This window comes from Streptomyces sp. NBC_01198 (assembly GCF_036010485.1).
GTDB lineage: Bacteria > Actinomycetota > Actinomycetes > Streptomycetales > Streptomycetaceae > Actinacidiphila.
The window spans coordinates 7,542,107-7,567,306 of record NZ_CP108568.1 but is presented as its reverse complement, the minus strand read 5'-3'; the positions used below and the strand labels follow the sequence as shown (position 1 = coordinate 7,567,306).

Genomic DNA, 25,200 nt, shown 5'->3' with positions numbered 1-25,200 from the left:
CGGGCCGGTGGGCTATCGGTCGGCGCTCCCGGCTTCGAGCCGGACGGCCCTTGCAGGGCAGCGGACGGCCGCGTCGCGCACCGCCGGCGCCAGCTCCGCGGGCACCCGGTCGACCAGCACGTACGACAGGCCGTCCTCGTCGCTCTGGTCGAACACCTCGGGCGCGGCGAGCACGCACTGGCCCGCCCCGACGCAGACGTCGCGGTCCACATGGGCGCGCTGCACGGTGGCCGGCGGCCGGCCGGCGGGGGCGGTCACCAGGTCACCGGCAGTTCGTGGATGCCGTACATGATGGCGTCGTCCTTGAACGGCAGGTCGTCCACGGGCACCGCGAGCCGCAGCCCCGGCACCCGTTCGAGCAGGGTGCTGAAGACGACGTCGAGTTCGAGCCGGGCCAGGTTCTGGCCCAGGCACTGGTGGATGCCGTAGCCGAAGGCCATGTGCTGGCGGGCGTCGCGGTGGACGTCGAGCGTCTCCGGCTCGGGGAAGACGGCGGCGTCGCGGTTGGCTGCGGCGTTGGACAGCAGCACGCCCTGGCCTTTGCGTATCGTCACGCCGCCGATCTCGACGTCCTCCAGCGACACCCGGCTGGTGACGTTGTCGGCGACGCTGAAGAACCGCAGCAGTTCCTCGACGGCCTTGGGCGCCAGGGACGGGTCGGCGCGCAGCGCGTCTGCCTGCTCGGGGTGTGCCAGCAGCGCCACGGTGCCCAGCGCGATCGTGCTCGCCGTGCTCTCGTAGCCGCCGATGAGGATGAGCAGCGCCAGGCCGGTGAGGTGGTCGTGGTCGTCCGCGCCGGCCGCGCGGTGCCGGGCCACCAGCCGGCTGAGGGTGTCGTCGGCGGGCTCCGCGGCCTTGCGGTGCAGCAGCTCGCCGAGGTAGGTGCGCAGGTCGCGCAGGGCGGCGGCGCGCTCCTCGGGCGGGTGCACCTTGCTGACCATCACCTGTGCGCGGTCCTGGATGTGGTCCAGATCCTCGTAGGGGACGCCGAGCACGTCGCAGATGGTCTGCGAGGGCACCGGCAGGGCCAGCGCCTGCACCAGGTCGGCCGGGCGCGGCCCGGCCAGCATCCGGTCGATGCAGGCGTCCACGACGGCCTGCACCCGCGGCCGCATGGCCCGGATCCGGCGCACGGTGAACTCGTTGATGAGCATCCGCCGGTAGCGGGTGTGCTCCGGCGGGTCCATCCACGGCAGGAAGCCCTTGGCCTGCTCGTCGAAGGACTTCCGGCGCGGCGCGAGGATGGGGAAGGTCGGGTGAGTGCCGTCCGCGCTGAGCCGCGGGTCCAGGAAGAGCGTGCGGACGTGCTCATGGCTGGTCACCAGCCAGGCGTCCCGGCTGCTGGCGAGGGCCACCGGGGTGATCGGCGCCTCCTCGCGCAGCTCGGCGTATTGCTCGTTGAGGTCGAACGGACACCGGCGGGGCATCGGAAAGCCGGGGAGTTCTGCCGTGTCCTCGGTCGGTGCGGCCGAGTCGGCGGTGTCGGTCACGAGTGCCTCCATGCTGAAGCCGATCGCAAATGGCTCCCAGGATCGGCGGCACCTCTAAAGCGGGCCTTGCGTGCCCGCGGGGGTGCGCGGGTTTCGGCCATGCGGTGGCCTCCCGGCGCCCCCGCCGGCGCGTCACCGGGCCACCGCGGGCGCCACGGCACGCAGACCGGCGCGGCCCCCGTGGTGACGGGGACCGCGCCGGTGTCGTCGTACGTACGGGGTCGGCCGCTCACTCCGCCTTGGGCGCGCCGGCCTGGGCAGGCGGGGCCGCCGTGACGGCCGCCGGCGCCTTCTTCGGCGCGAAGACGACGATGGACACGACCAGGGCGATGGCCACGAAGACCACCCCGACGGTGAACGCGGACTGCAGGCCGTGGGTGAAGGCGTACCGCGCCTGCTCCCCGGCCGAGGCGCCGGCCGGCCTGCCTGCCGCGTTCTTCGAGGACGTGCCGAACACGGTGACCAGGATGGCCAGGCCCAGGCCGCCACCGAGCTGCATCAGGGTCTGCAGCACGCCGGAGGCCGAGCCCGAGTCCTCGCGGGCGACTCCGGTGAGGATCGTGACGTTCAGCGGCATGAAGCTCAGGCCCATGCCGACGCCGAAGATCAGCAGCGGGCCGAAGACCGAGCCGAGGTAGCTGCTGTCGGTGGAGATCTGCGTCAGCCACACCATGGTGATCGTCATCAGCGTGGCGCCGGCGATCATCAGCCGCTTGGCGCCGAACTTGGGCAGCAGCTTCGCCACCTGCGAGACCGTGGTGAACATCGCCAGGGTCATCGGCAGGAAGGCCAGGCCCGCCTTGGCGGGGCTGAGGTCCATGGCGTCCTGGACGAACTGGCTGAGGAAGAAGAACAGCCCCATCATCGTCGCGGTGAGCAGCAGGATGTTGAGGTAGCCGCCGGAGCGGTTGCGGCTGCGGAACAGCCGCAGCGGCACGATCGGCTGCCGGATCCTGGTCTCGATCACCACGAACGCCGCGAGCAGCACCGCCGAGGCGACGAAGCACAGCACCGTCAGGGGGTCGCCCCAGCCGTCGGTGGGCACCCGGATGAAGGCGTAGACCAGCGCCACCATGCCGGCGGTGACGGTGAGAGTGCCGCCGTAGTCGATACGGGCCTGGTGCCGCTCCGGCTCGCGGATGAAGAGGGGGGCGCCGATCACGACCGCGAGGCCGAGCGGCACGTTGACGAACATCACCGCGCGCCAGCTGACCCAGTCGGTCAGCACACCGCCGAGGATGAGGCCGACCGACGCGCCGGCGCCGGCGGTGGCGGAGTAGACCGCGAGCGCGCGGTTGCGCGCCGGGCCCTCCTCGAAGTTGGTGGCGATCAGCGCCAGGGTGTTCGGCGAGGCCATCGCCGCGCCGACGCCCTGGCCGATCCTGGCGGCCACCAGCAGCCCGGGGCTGTTGGCGAAGCCCCCGACCAGGGAGGCGACGGTGAACAGGGTGGTGCCGGCCACCAGCATCCGCCGCCGGCCGAGGATGTCGCCGAGCCGGCCGCCGAGCAGCAGCAGCCCGCCGAAGGCGAGGGTGTAGGAGTTGATCACCCAGGACAGGCCGACCGAGGAGAAGCCCAGAGCGCCCTGGATCTTGGGCAGCGCGATGTTCACCACCGTCGCGTCCAGGCCCACCATGAGATACGCGGTCGCGATGAGCGCGAGGGTGATCCCGGGGTGGCCGCTGGGGCCGCTGTCCGCCGGAGGAGGCGGCTCGGCCACAGCCGTCCGCGGGGAGTTGGTCTGGTCGCTCATGGCTCTCCTTCGGCTCCGGCGTGGACCACCGGGGGGGGTACGCCGGGAAGCAGTCGAGATGGGGCGTCAATCGGCCTACGGACGTGTCCCGTTGACTCCCTGGCGATTATACGGGGACAGGCCCCGTTTCCTCAACACGGGCATCCCGGCGTGGCGGCGCGGGCGGGATCAGGACAGGCAGCCCGCTTAAGAGTGCGGAAAGCCCCACCTAAGGGACGCCCCGAACGCTGTGGGATCGACGGTGGTCCCGCCACCGCCGGCCCCTTCGCGGGCGCGCTGGAGAAGGGCGACGACACCCGATGTCACTTGGCCACACCGCTGCACACGCGACCCCCGATGACACCGGCACCGCGAACACCGTCGACACGACCGAAGCCGCCGACACCAGCGGCCCGGCCGGGACGGCCCTGGGCGTCGACGCCGGCTCCGACGCGATCGCGGTGATCGGGCTGGCGTGCCGCCTGCCCGGCGCCGCCGGCCCGGCGGAGTTCTGGCACCTGCTGCGCGAGGGCCGCAGCGCCGTGGCCACCGCACCGGCCGAGCGCGGCTTCACCAGGACGCTGATCGCGGAGACCGGCCCGGACGCGGCCGCCCGCTTCGGGGCCTTCCTGGCAGACGTCGGCGGCTTCGACGCGGACTTCTTCGGCATGTCGCCGCGCGAGGCCGCGGCCGCCGACCCGCAGCAGCGGCTGGTGCTGGAGCTGGCCTGGGAGGCCATGGAGGACGCCGGCCTGCGGCCGGCGGCGCTGCGCGGCAGCCGTACCGGGGTTTTCGTGGGCGCCATCGCCGACGACTACGCCGCCCTCACCCGTGCCCGCGGCCCGCGGGCGCTTGGCCGGCACACGCTGACGGGGCTGAACCGGGGCATCATCGCCAACCGGGTGTCGTACACCTTCGACCTGCACGGCCCCAGCCTGACCGTGGACACCGCGCAGTCGTCGTCGCTGGTGGCCGTCCACCTGGCCTGCGAGAGCCTGCGCAGCGGCGAGTCGGAACTGGCGCTGGCGGCCGGCGTGAGCCTGGCCCTGGCGCCGGAGGGCGCGCTGGGCGCCGCACGCTTCGGCGCACTGTCCCCCGACGGCCGCTGCTTCACCTTCGACGCCCGCGCCAACGGCTACGTGCGCGGCGAGGGCGCCGGCCTGGTGCTGCTCAAGCCGCTCGCCCGGGCGCTGGCCGACGGCGACCGCGTGGTGTGCGTGATCCGCGGCAGCGCCACCAACAACGACGGCACCACCGACGGGCTGACCGTCCCCGGCGAGGCCACCCAGACCGACGTCATCCGCCGCGCCTGGTCCGCCGCCCGGCTCGACCCGGCGACGGCCGGCTACGTGGAGCTGCACGGCACCGGCACCCGGGTCGGCGACCCGATCGAGGCGGCCGCGCTCGGCGCGGCCCTCGGCGCCGCGCGCCCGGCGGGCGACCCGCTGCCGGTCGGCTCGGCGAAGACCAACGTCGGCCACCTGGAGGGTGCCGCGGGCATCGTCGGCCTGCTGAAGACCGCGCTGGCCCTGCGGCACCGCACGCTGCCCGCCACTCTCAACCACGACACGGCGCACCCCGGCATCCCGCTGGCCGAGCTCGGCCTGCGCGTACAGGTCGAGCCCGGCCCCTGGGCCGCTGCCGCCGACCGTCCGCTCGCGGCGGGCGTCAGTTCCTTCGGCATGGGCGGGACAAACTGCCATGTGGTGCTGACCGAGGCGCCGGGCGGCTCCGACGAGGCGGGTGCTCCCGGGGCGGACGCGGGGGGCGGCGCCTCGGTGGCGGCGGACGCCTCCTACGTGGGGGCAGGTCCCCGCGCCCTACGGCCCGCTGCCGCCGCGACGGAGGGCGGCGGGGCCGAGCCGGCCGCCGCGTGGACGGCGTGGACCCTCTCCGGGCGGGACCCGGACGCCCTCCGCGACCAGGCCAGGCGCCTGCACGAGCAGCTGGCGGGCCGTCCCGCCGACGGCACCACGGGCCCGGTCCCCACCGACCGCGAGATCGCGGTGGCCCTGCACCGTACGCGTACGGCCTTCGACCACCGGGCGGTGGTGGTCGGGCAGGGACGCGACGCGCTGCTCGACGGGGTCGCCGCGGCCGCCGCCGGTGAGCGGGCGGCGCGGGTGGTCGGCGGGGTGGCGCAGTCGCCCGGCGAGGTCGCGTTCGTCTTCAGCGGCCAGGGCAGCCAGCGGATCGGCATGGGTGCCGGCCTGTTCGCCGCCCATCCGGCCTTCGCCCGCTCGCTGGAAGCCACGCTCGCCGAGCTGTCACCGCTGCTGCCCCGGCGCATCGACGACCTGCTGCTCCGCTCCCCCGAGGCCGTCGACGCCGCGGACGCGGCGCTGCTTGACAGCACCGACCTGACCCAGCCGGCGTTGTTCGCGGTCGAGGTCGCGGTCTACCGGCTGCTGGAGTCCTGGGGGGTACGGCCCGGGCTGCTGCTCGGGCACTCGGTCGGCGAACTCGCCGCCGCCCATGTCGCCGGAGTCCTTTCGCTGCCCGACGCGTGCGCGCTGGTCGCCGCGCGCGGCCGGCTGATGCGCGCGCTGCCGGTGGGCGGCGCCATGGCCTCGATCGACGCGACCCCCGACGAGGTCCACGAACTCCTCGCCGTCGATCCGGACTTGGCGCGCTCGGCGGATCTCGCCGCCGTCAACGGCCCGCGGGCGGTCGTGCTCTCCGGCGACACCGACCGCGTACTGGAGCTGGCCGGCGTCTTCGAGGCCCGGGGCCGCCGCACCCGCAGGCTGCGGGTCAGCCACGCCTTCCACTCGCCGCACATGGATCCGATGCTCGACGAGTTCCGGCAGGTCGCCGCGTCGCTGTCCTACACGCCCGCCCGCGTCCCGCTGGTCTCCACTGTGACCGGCGCCCTCACCGCCCCGGACGAGACGGCGTCCGCTGACTACTGGGTCGGGCATGCCCGCCGGACGGTGCGATTCCTGGACGGGGTGCGCGCGGCCGAGGCCGCAGGCGCCTCCGCGTTCATCGGCGTCGGGCCGGACGCGGCACTGCCGGGCCTCGCCCGCGACAGCCTCACCGGGCAGTCACGGCCGGCCACCGACACCGTCTCCGCGCCGACCCTGCGCCGCGGCCAGGACGAAACCGAGACGGTGCTGACCGCGCTGGCCCGTCTGCACACGCACGGCGTCGATGTCGACTGGCCGGCCGTCCTCGGCGCGGGACCGGCGGCCGCCGGCTCGTACGTGGCCCTGCCGACATACGCCTTCCAGCGCCGGCGGCACTGGCTTGCGGACGGCGGGCCGGAGGCGCCTGCGGAGTACCCGACCGTGGAAGCGGCAGGTCCCGAGGCTGCGGCCGCCGAGCCGGAACGGGCAGCCGGCGGTGACCGTACGGGCCTCGACGCGCTCCTTGACGTGGTGCGCGCGAACGCGGCCGTCGTGCTCGGGCACGCCTCGGGCGCCGAGGTCCGCGCCGACCGCAGCTTCAAGGACCTGGGCCTGGACTCGCAGGGCGCGGTGGAGCTGCGGGACCGCCTCGTCGCGGAGACCGGCCTCGCCCTGCCCTCGACCCTCACCTACGACTACGCCAACCCGACCGTCCTCGCCGCCCACCTGCACACCGAACTGCGTGGCGACACCGAGGACGCGCCCGCCGCGGTCGCGGACGGCGTGCCAGGGAACACCAATCAGGGCGCCGAGGCCGACGATCCGATAGCCATCGTCGGGATGGCCTGCCGCTACCCTGGCGCCGCCGTCACCCCGGACGCCCTGTGGGAGCTGGTCGCCGACGGCCGTGACGCGATCGGCCCGATGCCCACCAACCGTGGCTGGAATATTGCCGAGTTGTACGACCCGGACCCCGACCGGCCCGGCACCAGCTACGTCAAGTCCGGCGGTTTCCTGCACGACGCGGGCGAGTTCGACGCGGCGTTCTTCGGCATCAGCCCACGCGAGGCGGCGGCCATGGACCCGCAGCAGCGGCTGCTGCTGGCCAGCTCCTGGGAGGCCCTGGAGCACGCCCGGCTCGACCCGACCGCGTTGCACGGGACCAGCACCGGCGTCTTCGTCGGCGCCACCGCACAGGAGTACGGTCCGCGGCTGTACGAGGCCGCGGCGGGTCACGACGGCCACATCTTCACCGGCACCACCACCTCGGTCGCCTCAGGGCGGATCGCGTACACCCTCGGGCTGGAAGGCCCGGCCCTCACCGTCGACACCGCGTGCTCATCCTCGCTGGTGGCTGTCCACCTCGCGGTCCAGGCGCTGCGCCGCGGCGAATGCACGCTCGCGCTGGCCGGCGGCGCCACCGTCATGGCGGGGCCCGGCATGTTCATCGAGTTCAGCCGGCAGCAGGGCCTCGCGGCGGACGCACGGTGCAAGGCCTTCGCCGACGCCGCCGACGGCACCGCGTGGGCCGAGGGCGTCGGCATGCTGCTGCTGGAGCGGCTCCCGGACGCCGAACGCAACGGACACCGCGTGCTGGCCGTCGTCCGCGGCAGCGCGGTCAACCAGGACGGTGCGAGCAACGGCCTCGCCGCACCCAGCGGACCTGCCCAACAGCGGGTCATCCGGGCTGCGCTGGCCGACGCGCGGCTCACCCCGCAGGACGTCGACGCGGTCGAGGCGCACGGCACAGGCACCGCGCTGGGCGACCCCATCGAGGCGCAGGCGATCCTCGGCACCTACGGCCGTGAGCGCCCCGCCGACCGCCCGCTCCACCTCGGCTCGCTGAAGTCCAACATCGGCCACACCCAGGCCGCCGCAGGCGTCGGCGGCATCATCAAGATGGTGCAGGCGATGCGCCACCAGGTGCTTCCGCGCACGCTGCACGTCGACGCCCCCTCCCACCACGTCGACTGGTCCGCGGGCACGGTCGCCCTCCTCACCGACTCCCTGCCGTGGGCTGCCGGCTCTCCGACCCGCCCCCGCCGCGCGGCCGTCTCCTCCTTCGGCATCAGCGGCACGAACGCGCACGTCATCCTCGAACAGCCGCCAGAGGCGGCCGCGTTACCCGTCACCGCGAACGGCGAAGAGATCTCCGAGGCGAGTGCCGAGGAGAAGGCCGTGGCCGGCCCGGGCGAGAGCGTGGCGGATGAGCGCTTTCCCGCGCCGAGCGGCGAGCCGGCTCTGCCCGTGCTGGTGTCGGGGCGCAGCGACGAGGCCCTGAAGGAGCAGGCTTCACGGCTGCGGGAGCATCTGCTGGCGCGGCCCGGTGTGGCGTTGGCGGACCTCGCGCTGGCGACGCTCACGACGCGGACGCATTTCGAGCACCGGGCGGCGATCGTCGCGTCCACCCGGGAGGACCTGACCGAGGCACTGGACCGCCTCGTGAAGGGCGAACCCTCACCCGACCTCTACACCGCCATCGCCCCGCCCGAAACACCGAAGACGGTGCTCGTCTTTCCCGGGCAGGGCTCGCAATGGCCCGGCATGGCGCAGGAGTTGCTGCGGACCGACCCGGTATTCGCCCAGCACATCGAAGCCTGCCACCACGCCCTGGCACCCTTCACCGACTGGCACCTCATCGACACCCTCAACCAAGCCCCCAGCTCCGCAGACCCGGAACGTGTCGACGTCATCCAGCCCATGCTCTGGGCAACCATGATCTCCCTGGCCCGCCTCTGGCAACACCACGGCCTCACACCCTCAGCCGTCATCGGCCACTCCCAAGGCGAAATCGCCGCAGCACACATCGCCGGCGCCCTCACCCTCAACGACTCCGCCCGCATCATCGCCCTCCGCAGCCAGACCTTCAGCTCCATCGCCGGCCGAGGCACCATGCTCCACGTCCCACTACCAGCAGACGAGATCACCACCCGACTGCCCCAACACCCCGGCGTCACCATCGCCACCCTCAACAGCCCCATCAGCACCACCCTGTCCGGCGACACCCACGCCATCCACCACCTCCACCAGGCACTACAAGACGAGCATGTCGACAGCCGCCTCGTCCCCGTCGACTACGCCTCCCACTCCCCCCACATCGACCCCCTACGCGAACGCATCCTCACCGACCTCGCACCCATCACCCCCCACGCATCCACCATCCCCTTCTACTCCACCACCCGACCCCAACCCGACCCCACCGACACCACCACCCTCAACCCCACCTACTGGTACGACAACCTCCGCCAACCCGTCCAACTCCACACCACAACCACCCACCTCATCACCACCGGACACACCCTCTACATCGAACCCAGCCCCCACCCCGTCCTCACCCACGCCATCCACCAAACCGCCGAAAACCACCCCCACGGACAACCCATCACCGCCCTCGGCACCCTCCGCCGCAACCACGGCGGACCCACCCAACTCACCACCGCCCTCGCACACGCCCACACCCACAACGCACCCCTCACCTGGACCACCCACTTCACCGACACCCCCACCACCGACCTCCCCACCTACGCCTTCCAGACCACCCACTACTGGCTGACGCCGCCCGCCCCGGCCGGGGACCTGGCGCGCGTGGGGCTGTGGGAGACCGGCCACCCCCTCATTGCCGCCGCCGTCCATCTGCCGGACGGGGGCGCCCTGTACACCGGGCGCATCTCCCTCGCCGACCATCCGTGGCTCGCGGACCACGCCGTGGGCGAGACCGTGCTGCTGCCGGGCACCGCCTTCGTCGAACTCGCGCTGCACGCAGGCGAGCACACCGGGCACGACACCGTCGAGGAACTGACCCTCGAAGCCCCCCTGCTCCTCGACACCGATCGGACCGTCCAGCTCCAGGTCACCGTCGGCGCGGCGGACGACACCGGCCGGCGCGGCCTCTCCGTCCACTCCCGCCCCGAACGCGGAGCCGGCACGGCCCACGACGACTCCGACGCCACCGCCTGGACCCGGCACGCCGCCGGCACCCTCATCCCCTCGCAGGGGCCCGCGTTGAGCCTGGCGGACACCGACTGGCCTCCGGCGGCCGCGCACCCGGTGGACACCGACATCCTGTACGCCGAGCTCCTCGCCTCCGGTTACAGCTACGGCCCGGTCTTCCAGGCGGTTACCGCGGCATGGCAGGACGGCGACGAGCTGTACGCCGAGTTGCGGCTGGCCGCCGAGCAGCGGGATTCGGCGGCGGACTACGGCATCCACCCGGCCTTGCTCGACGCCGCCCTGCATCCGGGTCTGGGGACCCCCGCCGGGGACGGGGCCACAACGGGGCCCGGAGCGGGTACGGGCCTGCCGTTCGCGTGGCGCGGAGTGCGGCTGCATGCCGCAGGCGCCACGGCCGTGCGGGCGCGGATCGCGCGTACTGGTTCCGACGCGGTCTCCTTCGTCCTGGAGGACGTCGACGGCCTGCCGGTGGTCTCCGTGGAGTCGGTGGCGCTGCGGCCGGTACAGCTGGCGGAACTTGAGCGGCTGGCGGGCGAACGCAGCGGTGTCGGCGACCTGTTGCGTGTCGAATGGCCCCATGTCCAGCTGCCGGCGGGCGAATCGGCCCCATTGTTCGTGCTGGACGACGGCGGCGACGGGATCGCCGCGGCGCTGTGCGCGCATGTCCCGGGCGTAAGGGTGCTCACCGATCTGCCGGCGGGGCCGGGAGGCGCGGGCGAAGGGGTCCCCGGTGAGCCCGTGTTGCCGGAGGGGGCCGTCGTCGTCGTACCGGGGCTGTCGTGCGTGGCTCTGGTGGGCGGGGCCGAAGGCGAGGACCCGTGGCCGTGCGCGGCTCCGTCACCTGGCGGGGTGCCGGAGCGTACGCATGTGATGGTGCACCGCTTCACGGCGCTGACGCGGCGATGGCTGGCCGACGAACGGTTCGCGGGAGCCCGCCTGGTGGTGGCGACCCGGGGAGCGGTGTCGGTGGACGGCGACGACGACGTACGCGACATGCCCGCGGCGGCGCTGTGGGGCCTGGTCAGGACCGCCATGGCCGAACACCCGGGCCGCTTCGGGCTGGTGGACGTGGACCACGACAGTGCCTCGTATCTGGCGCTCTCCACGCTGCTGGCGGGTCCGGTGCCGCAGGCCGCCCTGCGCGGCGGGCGGGCGTACGTACCCCGGCTGGTCCGCGCCACGACGCGGCCGCAGGTGAGGCAGCGGGGGCGGGAAGCCGCCGCGGAGGCCCCGCAGTTCGGCAGCCCGGACGGGACGGTGCTGGTGACCGGCGGCACCGGGGCGCTGGGCCGGCTGACCGCCCGCCATCTGGTGGCCGTGCACGGCGTGCGGCACCTGGTGCTGACCAGCCGGCGCGGCGAGGGGGCGCCAGGAGTCCGGGAGGCTGTCGCGGAACTGACCGCGCTGGGAGCACAGGTGAGGGTCGCGGCCTGCGACGTCGCCGAGCGGGACCAGGTGGCGGCGCTGCTGGACTCGATCCCCGCGCTCCACCCGCTGCGGGCGGTGGTGCACCTTGCGGGCGTGCTCGACGACGGCGTGCTGACCTCGATGACACCGGAGCGCACCTCCGCGGTCCTGCGGCCGAAGGTCGACGCGGCCTGGCACCTGCACTCGCTGACCCGCGACCTCGATCTGGTGGCCTTTGTGCTCTTCTCCTCGGTGACGGGGGTGCTGGGCAGCGCGGGCCAGGGCAGCTACACGGCGGCGAACGCGTTCCTCGACGGCCTCGCCGGCCACCGCCGGGCCCGCGGGCTGGCCGCGACCTCGCTGGCCTGGGGGCTGTGGGCCGACCAGGACGGTGCGAGCATGACCGGCCACCTGGACCGTACGGACCTGGAGCGGATGGCACGCTCGGGTATCGCGGCCCTCACGCCGGAAGAGGGCACGGCGCTGCTGGACGCGGCGCTCGCGGACGGCGGCGCGGACGCGGTTCCGGTCCGGCTGGAGTCCGCGGCGCTGCGCCGGCGAGCCGCGGACGGCACGCTGCCGGACGTACTGCAGGGGCTGACCCGGGCTCCGGTACGCCGCGCGGCGGCCGGTCCGGCCGCTGACGGTGCGGGTGCGGCTCCCGGCGGCCTCGCGGGCAGGCTCGCGGCGCTGCCCGCGGAGCAGCGGGCCGCCGTGGTGCTCGACCTGGTGCGCACGCACGCGGCGACGGTGCTGGGGCTGGGCGCTCCCGGGTCGGTGGCGCCGGACCGGGCGTTCAAGGAGGTGGGCTTCGACTCGCTCACCTCGGTGGAGTTGCGCAACCGGCTGGCCGAGGCGGCCGGGGTCCGGCTGCCGGCCACCCTGGTCTTCGACCACCCCACCCCCGCCCGGCTCGCGGCGTTCGTGCTGCGCGAGGTGGCCGGTGGCGCCGAGGAGGTCCCCGCGCCGCGCGGCAGCGTCGCCGGGGGCTGGCGGCCGCGGCCGGCGGACGCCGAGGACCCCGTGGTGATCGTGGCGATGAGCTGCCGCTATCCCGGCGGCGTGGACTCCCCCGACGCCCTGTGGGACCTGGTGCTCGAAGAGCGCGACGCCATCGGGGAATTCCCGGCCGGGCGCGGCTGGGACGCCGAGGCGCTGTACCACCCGGATCCGGAGCATCCGGGCACCAGCTACGCCCGGCACGGCGGTTTCCTCTACGACGCCGACCGCTTCGACGCGGCACTCTTCGGGATCAGCCCGCGCGAGGCGCTGGCCACCGACCCGCAGCAGCGGCTGCTGCTGGAGACCTCGTGGGAGGCCTTCGAGCGGGCAGGGATCGCGCCGGACGCCCTGCGCGGCAGCAGCACCGGGGTGTTCGTCGGTGTGATGTACAACGACTACGGCTCGCGGCTGCACCGCGTACCCGAGGACGTCGAGGGATACGTCGGCAACGGCAGCCGCGGCAGCGTGGCGTCGGGCCGGCTGGCGTACACCTTCGGGCTCGAAGGTCCGGCCGTCACCGTGGACACCGCGTGCTCCTCCTCGCTGGTGGCACTGCACCTGGGCGCGCAGGCACTGCGCCGCGGCGAGTGCTCGCTCGCGCTGGCGGGCGGGGTGACGGTGATGGCCACACCGCAGGTCTTCGTGGAGTTCAGCCGGCAGCGCGGCATGGCTGCCGACGGCCGCTGCAAGGCGTATTCGGCTGCCGCGGACGGCGCGGGCTGGAGCGAGGGCGCCGGGCTGGTGCTGCTGGAGCGGCTGTCGGACGCGCGCGCCAACGGTCACCCGGTGCTCGCGACGCTCCGCGGCTCCGCGCTCAACCAGGACGGGGCCAGCAACGGCCTGACCGCCCCCAACGGGCCGGCGCAGCAACGCGTGATCGAACAGGCCCTCGCGGACGCCGGGCTGACCACCGCGGAGGTGGACGCCGTCGAGGGGCACGGCACGGGTACGGCCCTGGGCGACCCGATCGAGGCGCAGGCACTGCTTGCGACGTACGGCAGGGGCCGCCCCGCCGGACAGCCGCTGCTGCTGGGCACGGTCAAGTCCAACATCGGGCACACCCAGGCGGCGGCGGGCGTGGCCGGCGTGATCAAGATGGTGCAGGCGATGCGGCACGGTGTGCTGCCGCGCTCCCTCTACGCCGAGGAGCCCTCGCCGCACGTGGACTGGACAGCGGGCGCGGTGACGCTGCTGGCCTCGGCCGAGCAGTGGCCTCCGCTGTCGCGTCCGCGCAGGGCAGGAGTCTCCTCCTTCGGGATCAGCGGCACGAACGCGCATGTGATCCTCGAACAGGCCCCGCCGACCGAGGATGTGAGGCGCGCGCCGACCCCGCCGACGGTCGCACCCGAGGGTTCCGGGGACTCCGGGCGGCGCGACTCGGCGGGCGAGTCCGCGGAGGCCGGCGCCGGCGGCACGGAGGACGAGGTCGTGGCCGTTTCCGCCGCCGACGACGGAGCAGCGGCCGGCCAGGCGGCGCGGAAGGCCGCCGGCCGTGCGGTTGCCGCGGACGCCGCGGGGACAGCGTCCGTGGCGGGTGACAGCACCGCCCGGAGCGGGCCGGTGCCCTGGGCGCTGTCCGCCGCGTCCGGCCCCGCGCTGCGCGCGCAGGCGGAACGGCTGCACGCGTGGGTCACCGAGCGGCCCGGGTTGGCCCTGCCGGAGGTGGGCGGGGCGCTCGCGCTGTCCCGCTCGACGCTGGGGCACCGGGCGGTGGTGCTCGCCGACGACCGGCAGGCCGCGCTGGGCGGGCTTGCCGCCCTCGCGGCGGGCGGGACGGCGGCGGGCAGGCAACCTGACGCGGCGAACGTGGCGCAGCTGGTCCAGGGCACGCCGGGCCGTACCGGCGGCACCGCGTTCCTGTTCACCGGGCAGGGCAGCCAGCGGCTGGGCATGGGCCGCGAACTGCACGCAGCCTTCCCGGAGTTCGCCGCTTGCTTCGACCGGCTGTGCGACCTGCTGGACACCGCGCTGGAACGGCCGCTGCGGGCGGTGGTCTGGGCGGCGGAGGGCTCGGCGGACGCCGACCTGCTGGACCGCACGGAGTACGCACAGCCGGCGCTGTTCGCCCTGGAGACGGCGCTGTACCGGCTGCTTGAGGCGCACGGGCTGGTGCCCGACGTGGTCATCGGGCACTCGCTCGGCGAGATCACCGCGGCCCATGTGGCCGGCGTCCTCTCGGAGGCGGACGCCTGTACGCTGGTCGCCGCCCGCGGCCGGCTGATGGGCGCCGTGCGTCCCGACGGGGCGATGGCGGCGATCGGCGCGCCGGAGGCGGAGGTCGCGGAGACCATGGCCGGATACGCCGGCCGGCTGTCGATCGCGGCCGTCAACGGCCTCTTGTCGACCGTTGTCTCGGGCGACGCGGACGCGGTCGCCGCGGTGGTCGGCACCTGGCGGGAGCGCGGCGCCCGCAGCAAGCGCCTGACGGTGTCGCGGGCCTTCCACTCCGCGCACATGGACGAGGTCGCGGCACCCTTCCGCGAGGTGCTGGCCGGGTTGCGGTTCGCCGCGCCCTCGATCCCGCTGGTGTCCAACCTGACCGGTGCGCTCGCCGGCGCCGCCGACCTCGCCGACCCCGAGCGGTGGGTGGACCACATCCGGCAACCGGTGCGGTTCGCCGACGGGGTGGCCGCTGCCGCGGCGCTCGGGGTCTCCCGCTGGGTGGAGTTGGGTCCCGACCCCGTACTGACCGCGATGGCAGGCGAGACGTTGCCGGCCGAGGGCGAGGGCGCGGACGGCTCCGCCGCCGGTGGCGCTTCGCTGATCGCGACAATGCGCTCGGGCCGCCCCGAGGTCCGCGAAGTCGTCGCGGCGCTGGCCGGCGCCTGGGCGGACGGGGTCGGTGTGCGTCTGCCGGGACTGCCCGGGCGGTCCGACGGCCCGCTGCCTGAACTGCCCACCTACGCCTTCCAGCGCCGCCGGTTCTGGCTGGCCGCCGAGGACGGTGGAGCCGGTGGCGGCGAGGCAGGTGCGGACCGGCTCGGCCTGGATGCGGCGGGGCACCCGTTGCTGGGTGCGGCCGTGCCGGTGGCCGGGGACGACGGGCTGCTGCTGACAGGGCGGTTGTCGACGGCGGCACACCCGTGGCTGGCCGATCACGTGGTGGGCGGTGCCGTGCTGCTGCCGGCCACCGCCTGGGTGGAGCTGGTGGCAGCCGCCGGCCGCCGGGTGGGCGCCGGGCAGGTCGCCGAACTCACCCTGGAACAGCCGCTGGTGCTGCCACCCTCCGGTGCGATGCGCGTGCAGCTCGCCGTCGCCGCGGCGGGACCTGACGGGTCCCGCCCGGTCACCGTGCACAGCCGGCCCGCAGGTGACGACGTGCAGCCGTGGACCCGGGTGGTGGCGGGTGTCCTCGCGCCTGAGCCTGACCCGGCAGCGGGCGGCTCGTGGGCGGGCGCCTGGCCGCCGGAGGGCGCGGAACCGGTCGCCGTGGACAGTGGCTACGCCCGGCTGGCCGAGCTGGGCCTCGGCTACGGGCCCGCCTTCCAGGGCCTGCGGCGGCTGTGGCGGCACGGCGACGACACTTACGCGGATGTCACGCTGCCGGCCGAACTCGAAGGCGCCGCAGGCGGATACGCGGTGCACCCGGCTCTCCTGGACGCCGCCTTGCAGGCACTCAACCTGACCGGGAGCGACGAGGCCGCCGCGCAACTGCCGTTCTCCTTCAGCGGCGTGACCATCCACGCCGACGGCGCCGAGTCCTTGCGGGTCCTGCTGTCGCCGACCGAGGGTGCCGCGGTCGCCGTACGGGCCTGGGACCCGGCGGGATCGCCGGTGCTGACCGCCGGGTCGCTGCTGCTGCGGGCGCTGCCGGCGGACGGCGGACGGCCCGCCGCGCCGCTGTACCGGACGCAGTGGCGGCCTGCGAGCGGGCCGGCGAACCGCGGCGGCACGGCGCCGGAAACGGAATCGGGTCCGGCATCCGGCTTCGCCGTGGTCGGGCCCTCCGGTGCCGGGCTCGCGGCCTCATTGCCCGTCCAGGCGAGGGTCTTCGCGGACGTCGAGACGCTGCTGGCCGCGCCCGGGCCGTTGCCGGACGTGGTGCTGCTGCCGTCAACGAAGGCCGGGCAAGGTCCTGTTGGCTCGGGTACGCCGGCCCCGCTCACCGGCCCCGAGGACGTAGCCACGCTGCACGCGCGGCTGCATCGGCTCACCCGCGAGGTGCAGGCCTGGACGGCCGGCGAGCGGTCGGCGGGGGCGAGGCTGGTCGTCGTCACCCGTGGAGGCGTCGCGGACGGATCGGACGACGGTGCCGTCGATCCTGGCGAGGCGCTGGCCTGGGGCCTGGTGCGCAGCGCGCAGACCGAACACCCGGGCCGCCTCTGCCTGGTGGACGTCGACGGGCAGACCGCGTCCTGGGCGGCCCTCGGCTCCGTGCTCGCGGGCAGCAGCGACTCCTCCGAGCCACAGGTCGCCATCCGGCAGGGCGAGGCTCTGGTTCCGCGGCTGGCCATGCTGCCGAGTGCGGCGGCACCCGGCACGCCGGCCCGCGACGGTAGGACCGCCGCCGTACCCGCTGCCCACTTCGGCCCTGACGGCACCGTCCTGATCACCGGCGGCACCGGCTCGCTGGGCGCGCTGGCGGCCCGCCACCTGGTGACCGACTACGGCGTACGGCACCTGCTGCTGGTCAGCCGGCGCGGCCAGGCCGCACCCGGCGCCGAGCTGCTGGCACAGGAGTTGACCGCGCTCGGCGCCGACGTCACCGTGGCCCGCTGCGACCTCGCCGACCGGGCCGCGCTGGCCGCACTGCTCGCCACGGTGCCGCAGGACCGGCCGCTGACCGCGGTGGTCCACGCGGCGGGCATCGCCGACGACGCGGCCTTCGACCGGCTGACCGACGACCGTACCGACCGGGTGCTCGCGCCGAAGCTGGACGCCGCCGTACACCTGTCCGACCTGACCGGCGGCACCGGCGCACCCGCCCTGGTGCTGTTCTCGTCGGTGGCGGGCACCTTGGGCACCGCGGGGCAGGCCCCCTACGCCGCCGCGAACGCGTTCCTTGACGCGCTGGCGGTACGGCTGCGCGCCGAGGGCCGGACCGCCCAGTCGCTGGCCTGGGGCTGGTGGGATCTCGATGCCGGCCTGGCCGCGGGGCTCGGCGCCGGCGACCGGCGCCGGCTGCGCTCCCTCGGGCTCGCCCCGCTCAGCGCGCAACAGGGCCTGGCCCGGCTGGACTCGGCTCTGACGAGCGCCGAGCCCGCGGTGGTCGCCGCTCGTCTCGACCTGGCCGGCCTGCCCGGGGCGGCAGAACCGCCCCTCGTCCTGCGGGACTTGCTGCGCCCGTCCGGACCTCGCCGGTTCGCGGCGAGCGGCGCGGCCGGACTCGGCGGGTACCGGGACGGGGAGGGCGAGGGCCCGCCCGAGGCGGAAGGCCGCAACGGCAACCGCGGTTCGGACGGCGACACCTTGCGAGCCAAGCTCGCCGACCTGTCCCCAGCCGATCAGCACACGCTGCTCGCCGACCTCGTCGGCACGCACGTCTCAGCCGTGCTCGGACATGCGGGCACCGATGCCGTCAGCGCCGAACAGCCCTTCCGCGAGCTGGGATTCGACTCGCTCACCGCCGTCGAGCTGCGCAACCGGCTCGGCCGGGCGACGGGCCTGCGCCTGCCGGTCGGCGTCGTCTTCGACCACCCGACGCTCGCGGCGCTCGCCGGACACCTGCACACCGCGCTGGCACCCGCGCCCGTGGACCCGCGCAGCCGCTTCCTCGACGAGCTCGAACGCCTCGAAGCGGTACTCGTGACCCTCGGCGCGACCGACCTGGGCGACCGCGCCGACGGTGCGGACGCCGGACAGGACGCGGCGGTCGCCTCACGGCTGCAGTCCCTGGCGTCCCGCTGGAACGGGCTCACCGAGGGCTCGGCCGCCGGCGGCGAGGCGCCCGCGGCCACCACGACCTCGGTTGCCGACGAGGTCGCCACCGCCACCGACGACGAGATCTTCGACCTGCTCGACCAGCGGTTCGGTCTGGGCCGGCACGACCCGCGACCCGACCTTCTCGACGACTGAGACGGATGACACAGATGGCCAACGAAAACCGGCTGCGCGACTACGTGAACCGGCTCGCCGTCGAACTGGACGACGCCCGCGAGCAGTTGCAGCAGGCAGCGGACCGCGAGCGCGAGCCGGTCGCCGTCATCGGCATGGCCTGCCGCTACCCGGGCGGCGTCCGTACCCCGGACGATCTGTGGACCGTGCTGCACGAGGGCACCGACGCGGTGGGACCGTTCCCCGCCGACCGCGGGTGGGACGTCGAGCGGCTTTACGACCCTTCGCCTGAGGCCGTCGGGCACTCGTACGTCCGCGAGGGCGGCTTCCTCCACGACGCGGCCGACTTCGACCCGGCCTTCTTCGGGATGTCCCCGCGCGAGGCCGCCGCCACCGACCCCCAGCAGCGACTGCTGCTGGAGACGGCGTGGGAGGCGTTCGAGCACGCACGGCTGGATCCGACGACACTGCGCGGCACCGCCACCGGCGTGTTCGCCGGGGTGATGTACGACGACTACGGCTCACGGCTCAAGCCCGCCCCGCCCGGCTTCGAGGGCTATCTGGTCAGTGGCAGCGCGGGCAGCGTGGCCACGGGCCGTATCGCCTACGCCCTCGGCCTTGAGGGCCCGGCCGTCACCGTGGACACCGCGTGCTCGTCGTCGCTGGTCTCGGCCCACCTGGCGTGTCGCGCGCTGCGCGACCGCGAATGCTCGCTCGCGCTGGCCGGCGGGGTCACGGTGATGGCGACCCCGGCGACTTTCGTGGAGTTCAGCCGGCAGCGGGGCCTGGCCCCCGACGGCCGGTGCAAGCCGTTCGCGGCCGCCGCCGACGGCACCGGCTGGGCCGAGGGCGCAGGACTGCTGCTGCTGGAACGGCTCTCCGACGCCCGGCGCAACGGCCACCGCGTGCTGGCCGTCATCCGCGGCAGCGCCGTCAACCAGGACGGCGCGAGCAACGGCCTCACCGCCCCGAACGGCCCCTCCCAGGAGCGCGTCATCCGTGCCGCGCTGGCCCACGCCCGGCTGGCACCGCACGACGTCGACGCGGTCGAGGCGCACGGCACCGGCACCGAACTCGGCGACCCCATCGAGGCGCAGGCCCTGGTCAACACCTACGGCCGCAACCGGCCCGCTGAACGGCCGTTGCGGCTTGGCTCGGTGAAGTCCAACCTCGGGCACACCCAGGCCGCCGCGGGTGTGGCCGGCATCATCAAGATCATCCTGGCGCTGGAGCACGGCTCCCTGCCGCGCACCCTGCACGTCGATGCCCCGTCGCCGCACGTCGACTGGGCGGACGGGGCGGTCTCGCTGCTCACCGAGCCGGTGCCGTGGCCGCGCACGGACCGGCCCCGGCGGGCGGCGGTCTCCTCGTTCGGCATCAGCGGGACGAACGCGCACGTGATCATCGAGGAGGCGCCGCAGCCGGCGGCCGGGGCGCAAGCGCACGAGCCCGCTCAGGAAGGCGGGTCCGCAGTGGGAGGCGGGGCTGCTGCCTCCGCGGCAACCGGGGCCGGCCCCGCGACCGAAGCCGGCCCGCCCTTCGTTCCCTGGGTACTGTCCGCACGCACCGAGGGGGCGCTGCGGGCGCAGGCCGAACGGCTGCTCGACCACGTGAGCCGCACGCCCTCCGCGGCGCCCGCCGACGTCGGGCTGACGCTGGCGACGGCGCGCACCGCGTTCCCCCACCGGGCAGTGGTCGTCGCGGCGGACCGTGACGGGCTGCTGGACGGGCTGCGGGCGGCGGCGGCCGGGCGGCACGCTCCCGGCCTGACCACCGGGAAGCGCCGTCACGGTGTGCGCACCGCGTTCCTCTTCACCGGCCAGGGCAGCCAGCGGCCCGGCATGGGGCGCGAGCTGTACGAGTCGTTCCCGGTGTACGCGGCCGCCTTCGACGAGGTGTGCGCGCAGCTGGATCCCCTGCTCGAACTCCCGCTCAAGCAGGTGGTGTTCGCAGCCGCGGACGATCCGCGCGCGGCGCTCGTCGACCGTACCGACGTCACCCAGGCCGCGCTGTTCGCCCTGGAGGTGGCGGCCTACCGCCTGGTGACCTCGTGGGGCGTGGTCCCCGACGCCCTGCTCGGCCACTCCATCGGCGAGCTGGCCGCCGCGCATGTCGCGGGCGTCCTCGACCTGCCCGATGCGGCCGCCCTGGTCGCCGCCCGGGGACGGTTGATGGCCGCCACCCGCAAGGACGGCGCCATGGCCGCGCTGGAGGCGACCGAGGAGGAGCTGCGCCCCCTGCTCGACGCCGAACCCGCGCTGAGCCTGGCCGCGGTCAACGGACCCGCGTCCACCGTCGTTTCGGGCGACGAGGACGCGGTCACCCGCACCGTCGAGTTGTGGCGGGCACGAGGGCGCCGCACCAAGCGCCTCGTGGTCGGACACGCGTTCCACTCGGCGCACATGGACCCCGCCCTCGACGCCTTCCGCGAGGTCGCCGGGACGCTGCGCTTCGGTACGCCGTCCGTGCCGATCGTCTCGGACGTCACCGGCCGGCCCGCCACCGACGCGGAGCTGCGCTCCCCCGACTACTGGGCCCGCCACCTGCGCGGCACCGTGCGATTCCACGAAGGGGTGACGTGGCTGCACGACAGCGGCGTCACGGCGTATCTGGAACTAGGGCCCGACGCCACCCTCACCGCACCGGCGCGGGAGACCGTCGAGGCAGCGTCAGACCCCGCTGCGGAGGCAGCGGCCGACGCGGCCGAGCCCGCGCATGACGGCGATGCAGCCGCGCCCGCCTTCGCGGCGCTGCTGCGGGCCGACCGGCCCGCCGCCCACACCGCCCTGACGGCCATGGCCGAACTCCACGTCCACGGTGGCACCGCGGCCTGGGGCACCTTCTTCGACCAGGCCGACGCACACCTGGTGGATCTGCCGGCCTACCCCTTCCAGCGGCAGCGCCACTGGCTGGACGTTCCCGCCGGGGCGTCCGGCGGCGACCCGGCCGGTGTCGGCCAGTCGGCCGCCGCGCATCCGCTGCTCGGTGCGGTGGTGCGGCTGGCGGCCGACGGCGGTTCGGTGCTGACCGGACGGCTGTCGACAGCGGACCACCCGTGGCTGGCCGACCACGCTGTCGGCGGTACGGTGCTGCTGCCCGGCACCGCTTTCGTCGAACTCGCCCTGCACGCGGGCGAGGACACCGGTCACGACACCGTCGAGGAACTGACCCTCGAAGCCCCCCTCGTCCTCGACCCGGACCGGGCGGTCCAGCTCCAGGCGACCGTCGGAGCACCCGACCCCAGCGGGCGGCGTAGCGTCAGCGTCCACTCCCGGCTCGAACCCTCCGACGAGGCCGAGGCGCCGCCGTGGACCCGGCACGCCACCGGGACCCTGGCGGCGGGCGGGGCGGCATCCGACTCGGCCCGGGACCGCGGCAGTTGGCCGCCGGCCGGCGCACGTCCGGTCGACCTCACCGGGGCCTACGACGCCCTCGCCGAGCGCGGGTACGACTACGGCCCGGCCTTCCGCAACCTCACCGCCGCCTGGCAGGACGGCGACCACCTCTACGCCGAGGTCCGGCTCGCAGCGGACGGGCAGGAAGAAGAGCAGGCACCGCGGTACGGGATCCATCCGGCGCTGCTCGACAGCGCGTTGCACGCCCTGGTGGTGGCGGCGGAGGGCGGGACGCGGCTGCCGTTCGCCTGGAACGGGGTACGGCTGCACGCCACCGGCGCGACGGCCGCGCGCGTCCACCTGACCCGGCACGGCGAGGACGCGGTGGCTGTCGAACTCACCGACGCTGCCGGGCATCCGCTGGCAGGCGTCGAACGGCTCACGACCCGCCCGCTGGATCCCGCCGCGCTGGCCGCCCTCACCGCACCTGCCGCCCGGGAGGGTGACGCCGCCTTCTACCGGATGGAGTGGACCGCGCTCCCGCTGGCGGACACGGCCGCGAGCACGGCCCGTTGGACGATCTGGGGCGACGAGGATCCGCTCGGACTCGGCCTGCCGAGCCATCCCGGCCTGGACACACTGGCCGACAGCGGCCCGGCACCCGAGGCCGCGGTGTTCTTCGTCGCACCGCCGGAGGGCGCGGACGTGGTGGAACAGGCCCATGCGGCAGCCGAGGACGCGCTGCTGCGGCTCCAGGGCTGGCTGGGCACTCCACAACTGGATGACACCCACCTGATCGTGGTCACCTCCGACGGCAGCACGGTCGAGCTCGCGGACGACCCGGATCTCGTGCAGGCCACCGTGACGGGTCTGGTGCGGACGGCGCAGAGCGAGCACCCGGGACGGATCACGCTCATCGACCTGGACCGCCACCCCTTCTCCCGCTCGGCTCTCGTCGCAGCGGTCACCGCGGCCCGGGCGGCCGACGAGCCGTACACCGCCTTACGCAAGGGCGAGTTGTACACACCACGGCTGACGAACAGCCCCCAGGCCCAGCTCACGATCCCCGACCCCGACAGCAGTGCCTGGCGGCTGGGACTCACCGCACCGGGCAGCCCCGACCAGCTCGCCCTCCTCCCCGCACCCGACCTGGAACAGCCGCTCCAGCCAGGCCAGGTACGCATCCGGCTCGAAGTGGTGGGCCTGAACTTCCGGGACGTGCTGATCACCCTGGGCATGTATCCCCAACCTGCCCCCCACGTGGGATCGGAGGGGGCCGGTGTCGTCACCGAAGTCGGCCCCGAGGTGACCGGCCTCGAAGTCGGCGACCGGGTGATGGGCATCCTCACCCACGGCACCGCGGCCACCACGGTCACCGACCACCGGCTGGTCATCCCGGTCCCGGACGGCTGGACGCCCGCCGAAGCCGCCGGGGCCATCGTCGTGTACGCGACGGCGTACTACGCGCTGGTGACACTGGCGGATCTCAAGGCCGGCCAGAACCTGCTGATCCACACCGCCACCGGCGGCGTCGGCCAGGCAGCCACCCACCTCGCCCGCCACCTCGGCGCCCACACCTACGCCACCGCCAGCCTCCCCAAACACCACACCCTCACCACCGAACTGGGCTACACACCGGACGACATCGCCAACTCACGCACCCACGAATACGCCGACCACTTCCTCGCCCGAACAAGTGGCGCAGGCATGGACGTCGTCCTGCACTCCCTCGCCCACGAGCACACCGACACCACCCTGCGGCTGCTCCCACACGGCGGCCACTTCATCGACATGAGCAAGACCGACATCCGCGACCCCGCCACCATCACCGCCCAACACCCAGGCACCCACTACCAGGCCATCGACCTCAACGACGCCGGACCGGACCTCACCCGGCAGATCCTGGGTGCGTTGAGCGGCCTGTTCGCCGACGAGACACTGCCCGCGCTGCCCACGGTTGGCCATCCTCTGCAGCAGGCCCCGCAGGCGATACGGCAGTTGAGTCAGGCCCGGCACGTCGGCAAGCTGGTACTGACCCTGCCCGCGCCGGTCCACCCCGAGGGCACCACGCTGATCACCGGCGGCACCGGCGCCCTCGCCGGACTCACCGCCCTGCACCTCGCCGAACACCACGGCCACCGACACTTCCTCCTCGCCAGCCGCTCAGGACCCGACTCCCCCACCGCAACCGACCTCACCACCCGACTCACCCAACTCGGCGCCACAGCCACCCTCACCGCCACCGACACCGCCGACCCCACCCAACTCACCCAACTCCTCGCCACCATCCCCGACAACCACCCCATCACCACCATCATCCACACCGCAGGCACCCTCAACGACGCCACCCTCACCACCCTCACCCCCCAACAACTCCACGCCACCCTCACCCCCAAAATCGACACCGCACACCACCTCCACACCGCACACCTCCCCCACCTCCACCACTACCTCCTCTACTCCTCCGCAGCCGCCACCCTCGCCAACCCCGGCCAAGCCAACTACAACGCCGCCAACACCTACCTCAACGCACTCGCCCACCACCGCCACACCCACCACCAACCCGCCACCACCCTCGCCTGGGGCCTCTGGCAACACACCAGCACGATGACCGGCAGCCTCGACACCGGACAGCACCAACGACTGCACCGCAACGGCGTCTCCGCCCTCGCCACACCGCACGCCCTCGCGCTGCTCGACAGTGCCCTGCGGTCAGGCCTGACGCTCGCGGTGCTCACCCCCATCGACAGTGGTGTGCTCCGCCGCCACCCGGATCCCCGCTCGCTGCCCTCGGTGCTGCGCGACCTCGTACGCCTGCCCCGACGCGCGGCGGTGGCCGCGCCTGCGACCGGTGACGCGGCCGACGCGCCGTCTTTCGCCGCGAACCTGAGTCGGCTGCCCGCCCCCGACCAGCGCAGCACCGTCCTCGCCCTGGTCCGCAGCCACACCGCCACCGTGCTGGGGCACGCCACTGCTGACCTCGTCCGCGGCGACAACGCTTTCAAAGAGCTGGGCTTCGACTCCCTCACCGCGGTGGAGCTGCGCAATCTGCTCAACGCGGCGACCGGAATGCGCCTCCCCACCACCCTCGTCTTCGACTACCCGACTCCGGCCGCGCTCGCCGGCCGGATCGTCGCCCTGGTCGCGGAGAGCACCGGCACCACCCCGCCCGTCGGCGGCGCCGACCCGCTCGGCGCGGAACTCGCGTCGCTGGAGGCCGCCATGGCGGCGCTCACCGGAGACGGGCCGCCCACGGAGGCGGATCCCGCGCAGCACGCCAAGACCGCTGCCCGCCTGCAGGACCTGCTGCGCGCGTGGAACTCCGCGTACGCCCCACAGGGCGGGACGAGTTCGGTGGGCACCGACTTCGACTCCGCCTCCGACGACGAGCTCTTCGAGGCGTTCGACAAGGGGCTCGGCTCCATCCCCTGACCCGCGTC

At 74.4% G+C, this 25,200-nt stretch carries 4 protein-coding genes and 1 pseudogene; 2 read left to right on the top strand and 3 right to left on the bottom strand.

Going from position 1 to position 25,200, the window contains the following annotated elements:
* Positions 1 to 12: 12 nt before the first annotated feature.
* The 3 genes from OG702_RS33635 to OG702_RS33625 all read right to left on the bottom strand — a co-directional run bounded on the left by OG702_RS33635 (position 13) and on the right by OG702_RS33625 (position 3,243).
* On the bottom strand, positions 13 to 258 hold the full coding sequence (locus OG702_RS33635; RefSeq protein WP_327292738.1) for a ferredoxin: 246 nt from the start codon (positions 256 to 258) through the stop codon (positions 13 to 15).
* Complete coding sequence (locus tag OG702_RS33630; RefSeq protein WP_442814668.1) at positions 255 to 1,490, bottom strand: cytochrome P450; 1,236 nt, start codon at positions 1,488 to 1,490, stop codon at positions 255 to 257. The genes OG702_RS33635 and OG702_RS33630 overlap by 4 nt, the downstream gene beginning before the upstream one ends.
* A gap of 229 nt (positions 1,491 to 1,719) precedes the next feature.
* Complete coding sequence (locus tag OG702_RS33625; RefSeq protein WP_327292736.1) at positions 1,720 to 3,243, bottom strand: MFS transporter; 1,524 nt, start codon at positions 3,241 to 3,243, stop codon at positions 1,720 to 1,722.
* A 299-nt stretch (positions 3,244 to 3,542) separates the two neighbouring features.
* On the opposite strand from OG702_RS33625, the gene OG702_RS33620 reads away from it, so the two are divergent.
* Positions 3,543 to 18,446 carry a type I polyketide synthase gene (locus tag OG702_RS33620; RefSeq protein WP_327292735.1) on the top strand — a complete coding sequence of 4,968 codons (14,904 nt, stop codon included), beginning with the start codon at positions 3,543 to 3,545 and terminating at the stop codon, positions 18,444 to 18,446.
* A 113-nt stretch (positions 18,447 to 18,559) separates the two neighbouring features.
* Positions 18,560 to 25,192 (top strand): annotated as a pseudogene (locus OG702_RS33615) (beta-ketoacyl synthase N-terminal-like domain-containing protein); the annotation flags it as partial.
* Positions 25,193 to 25,200: the final 8 nt, after the last annotated feature.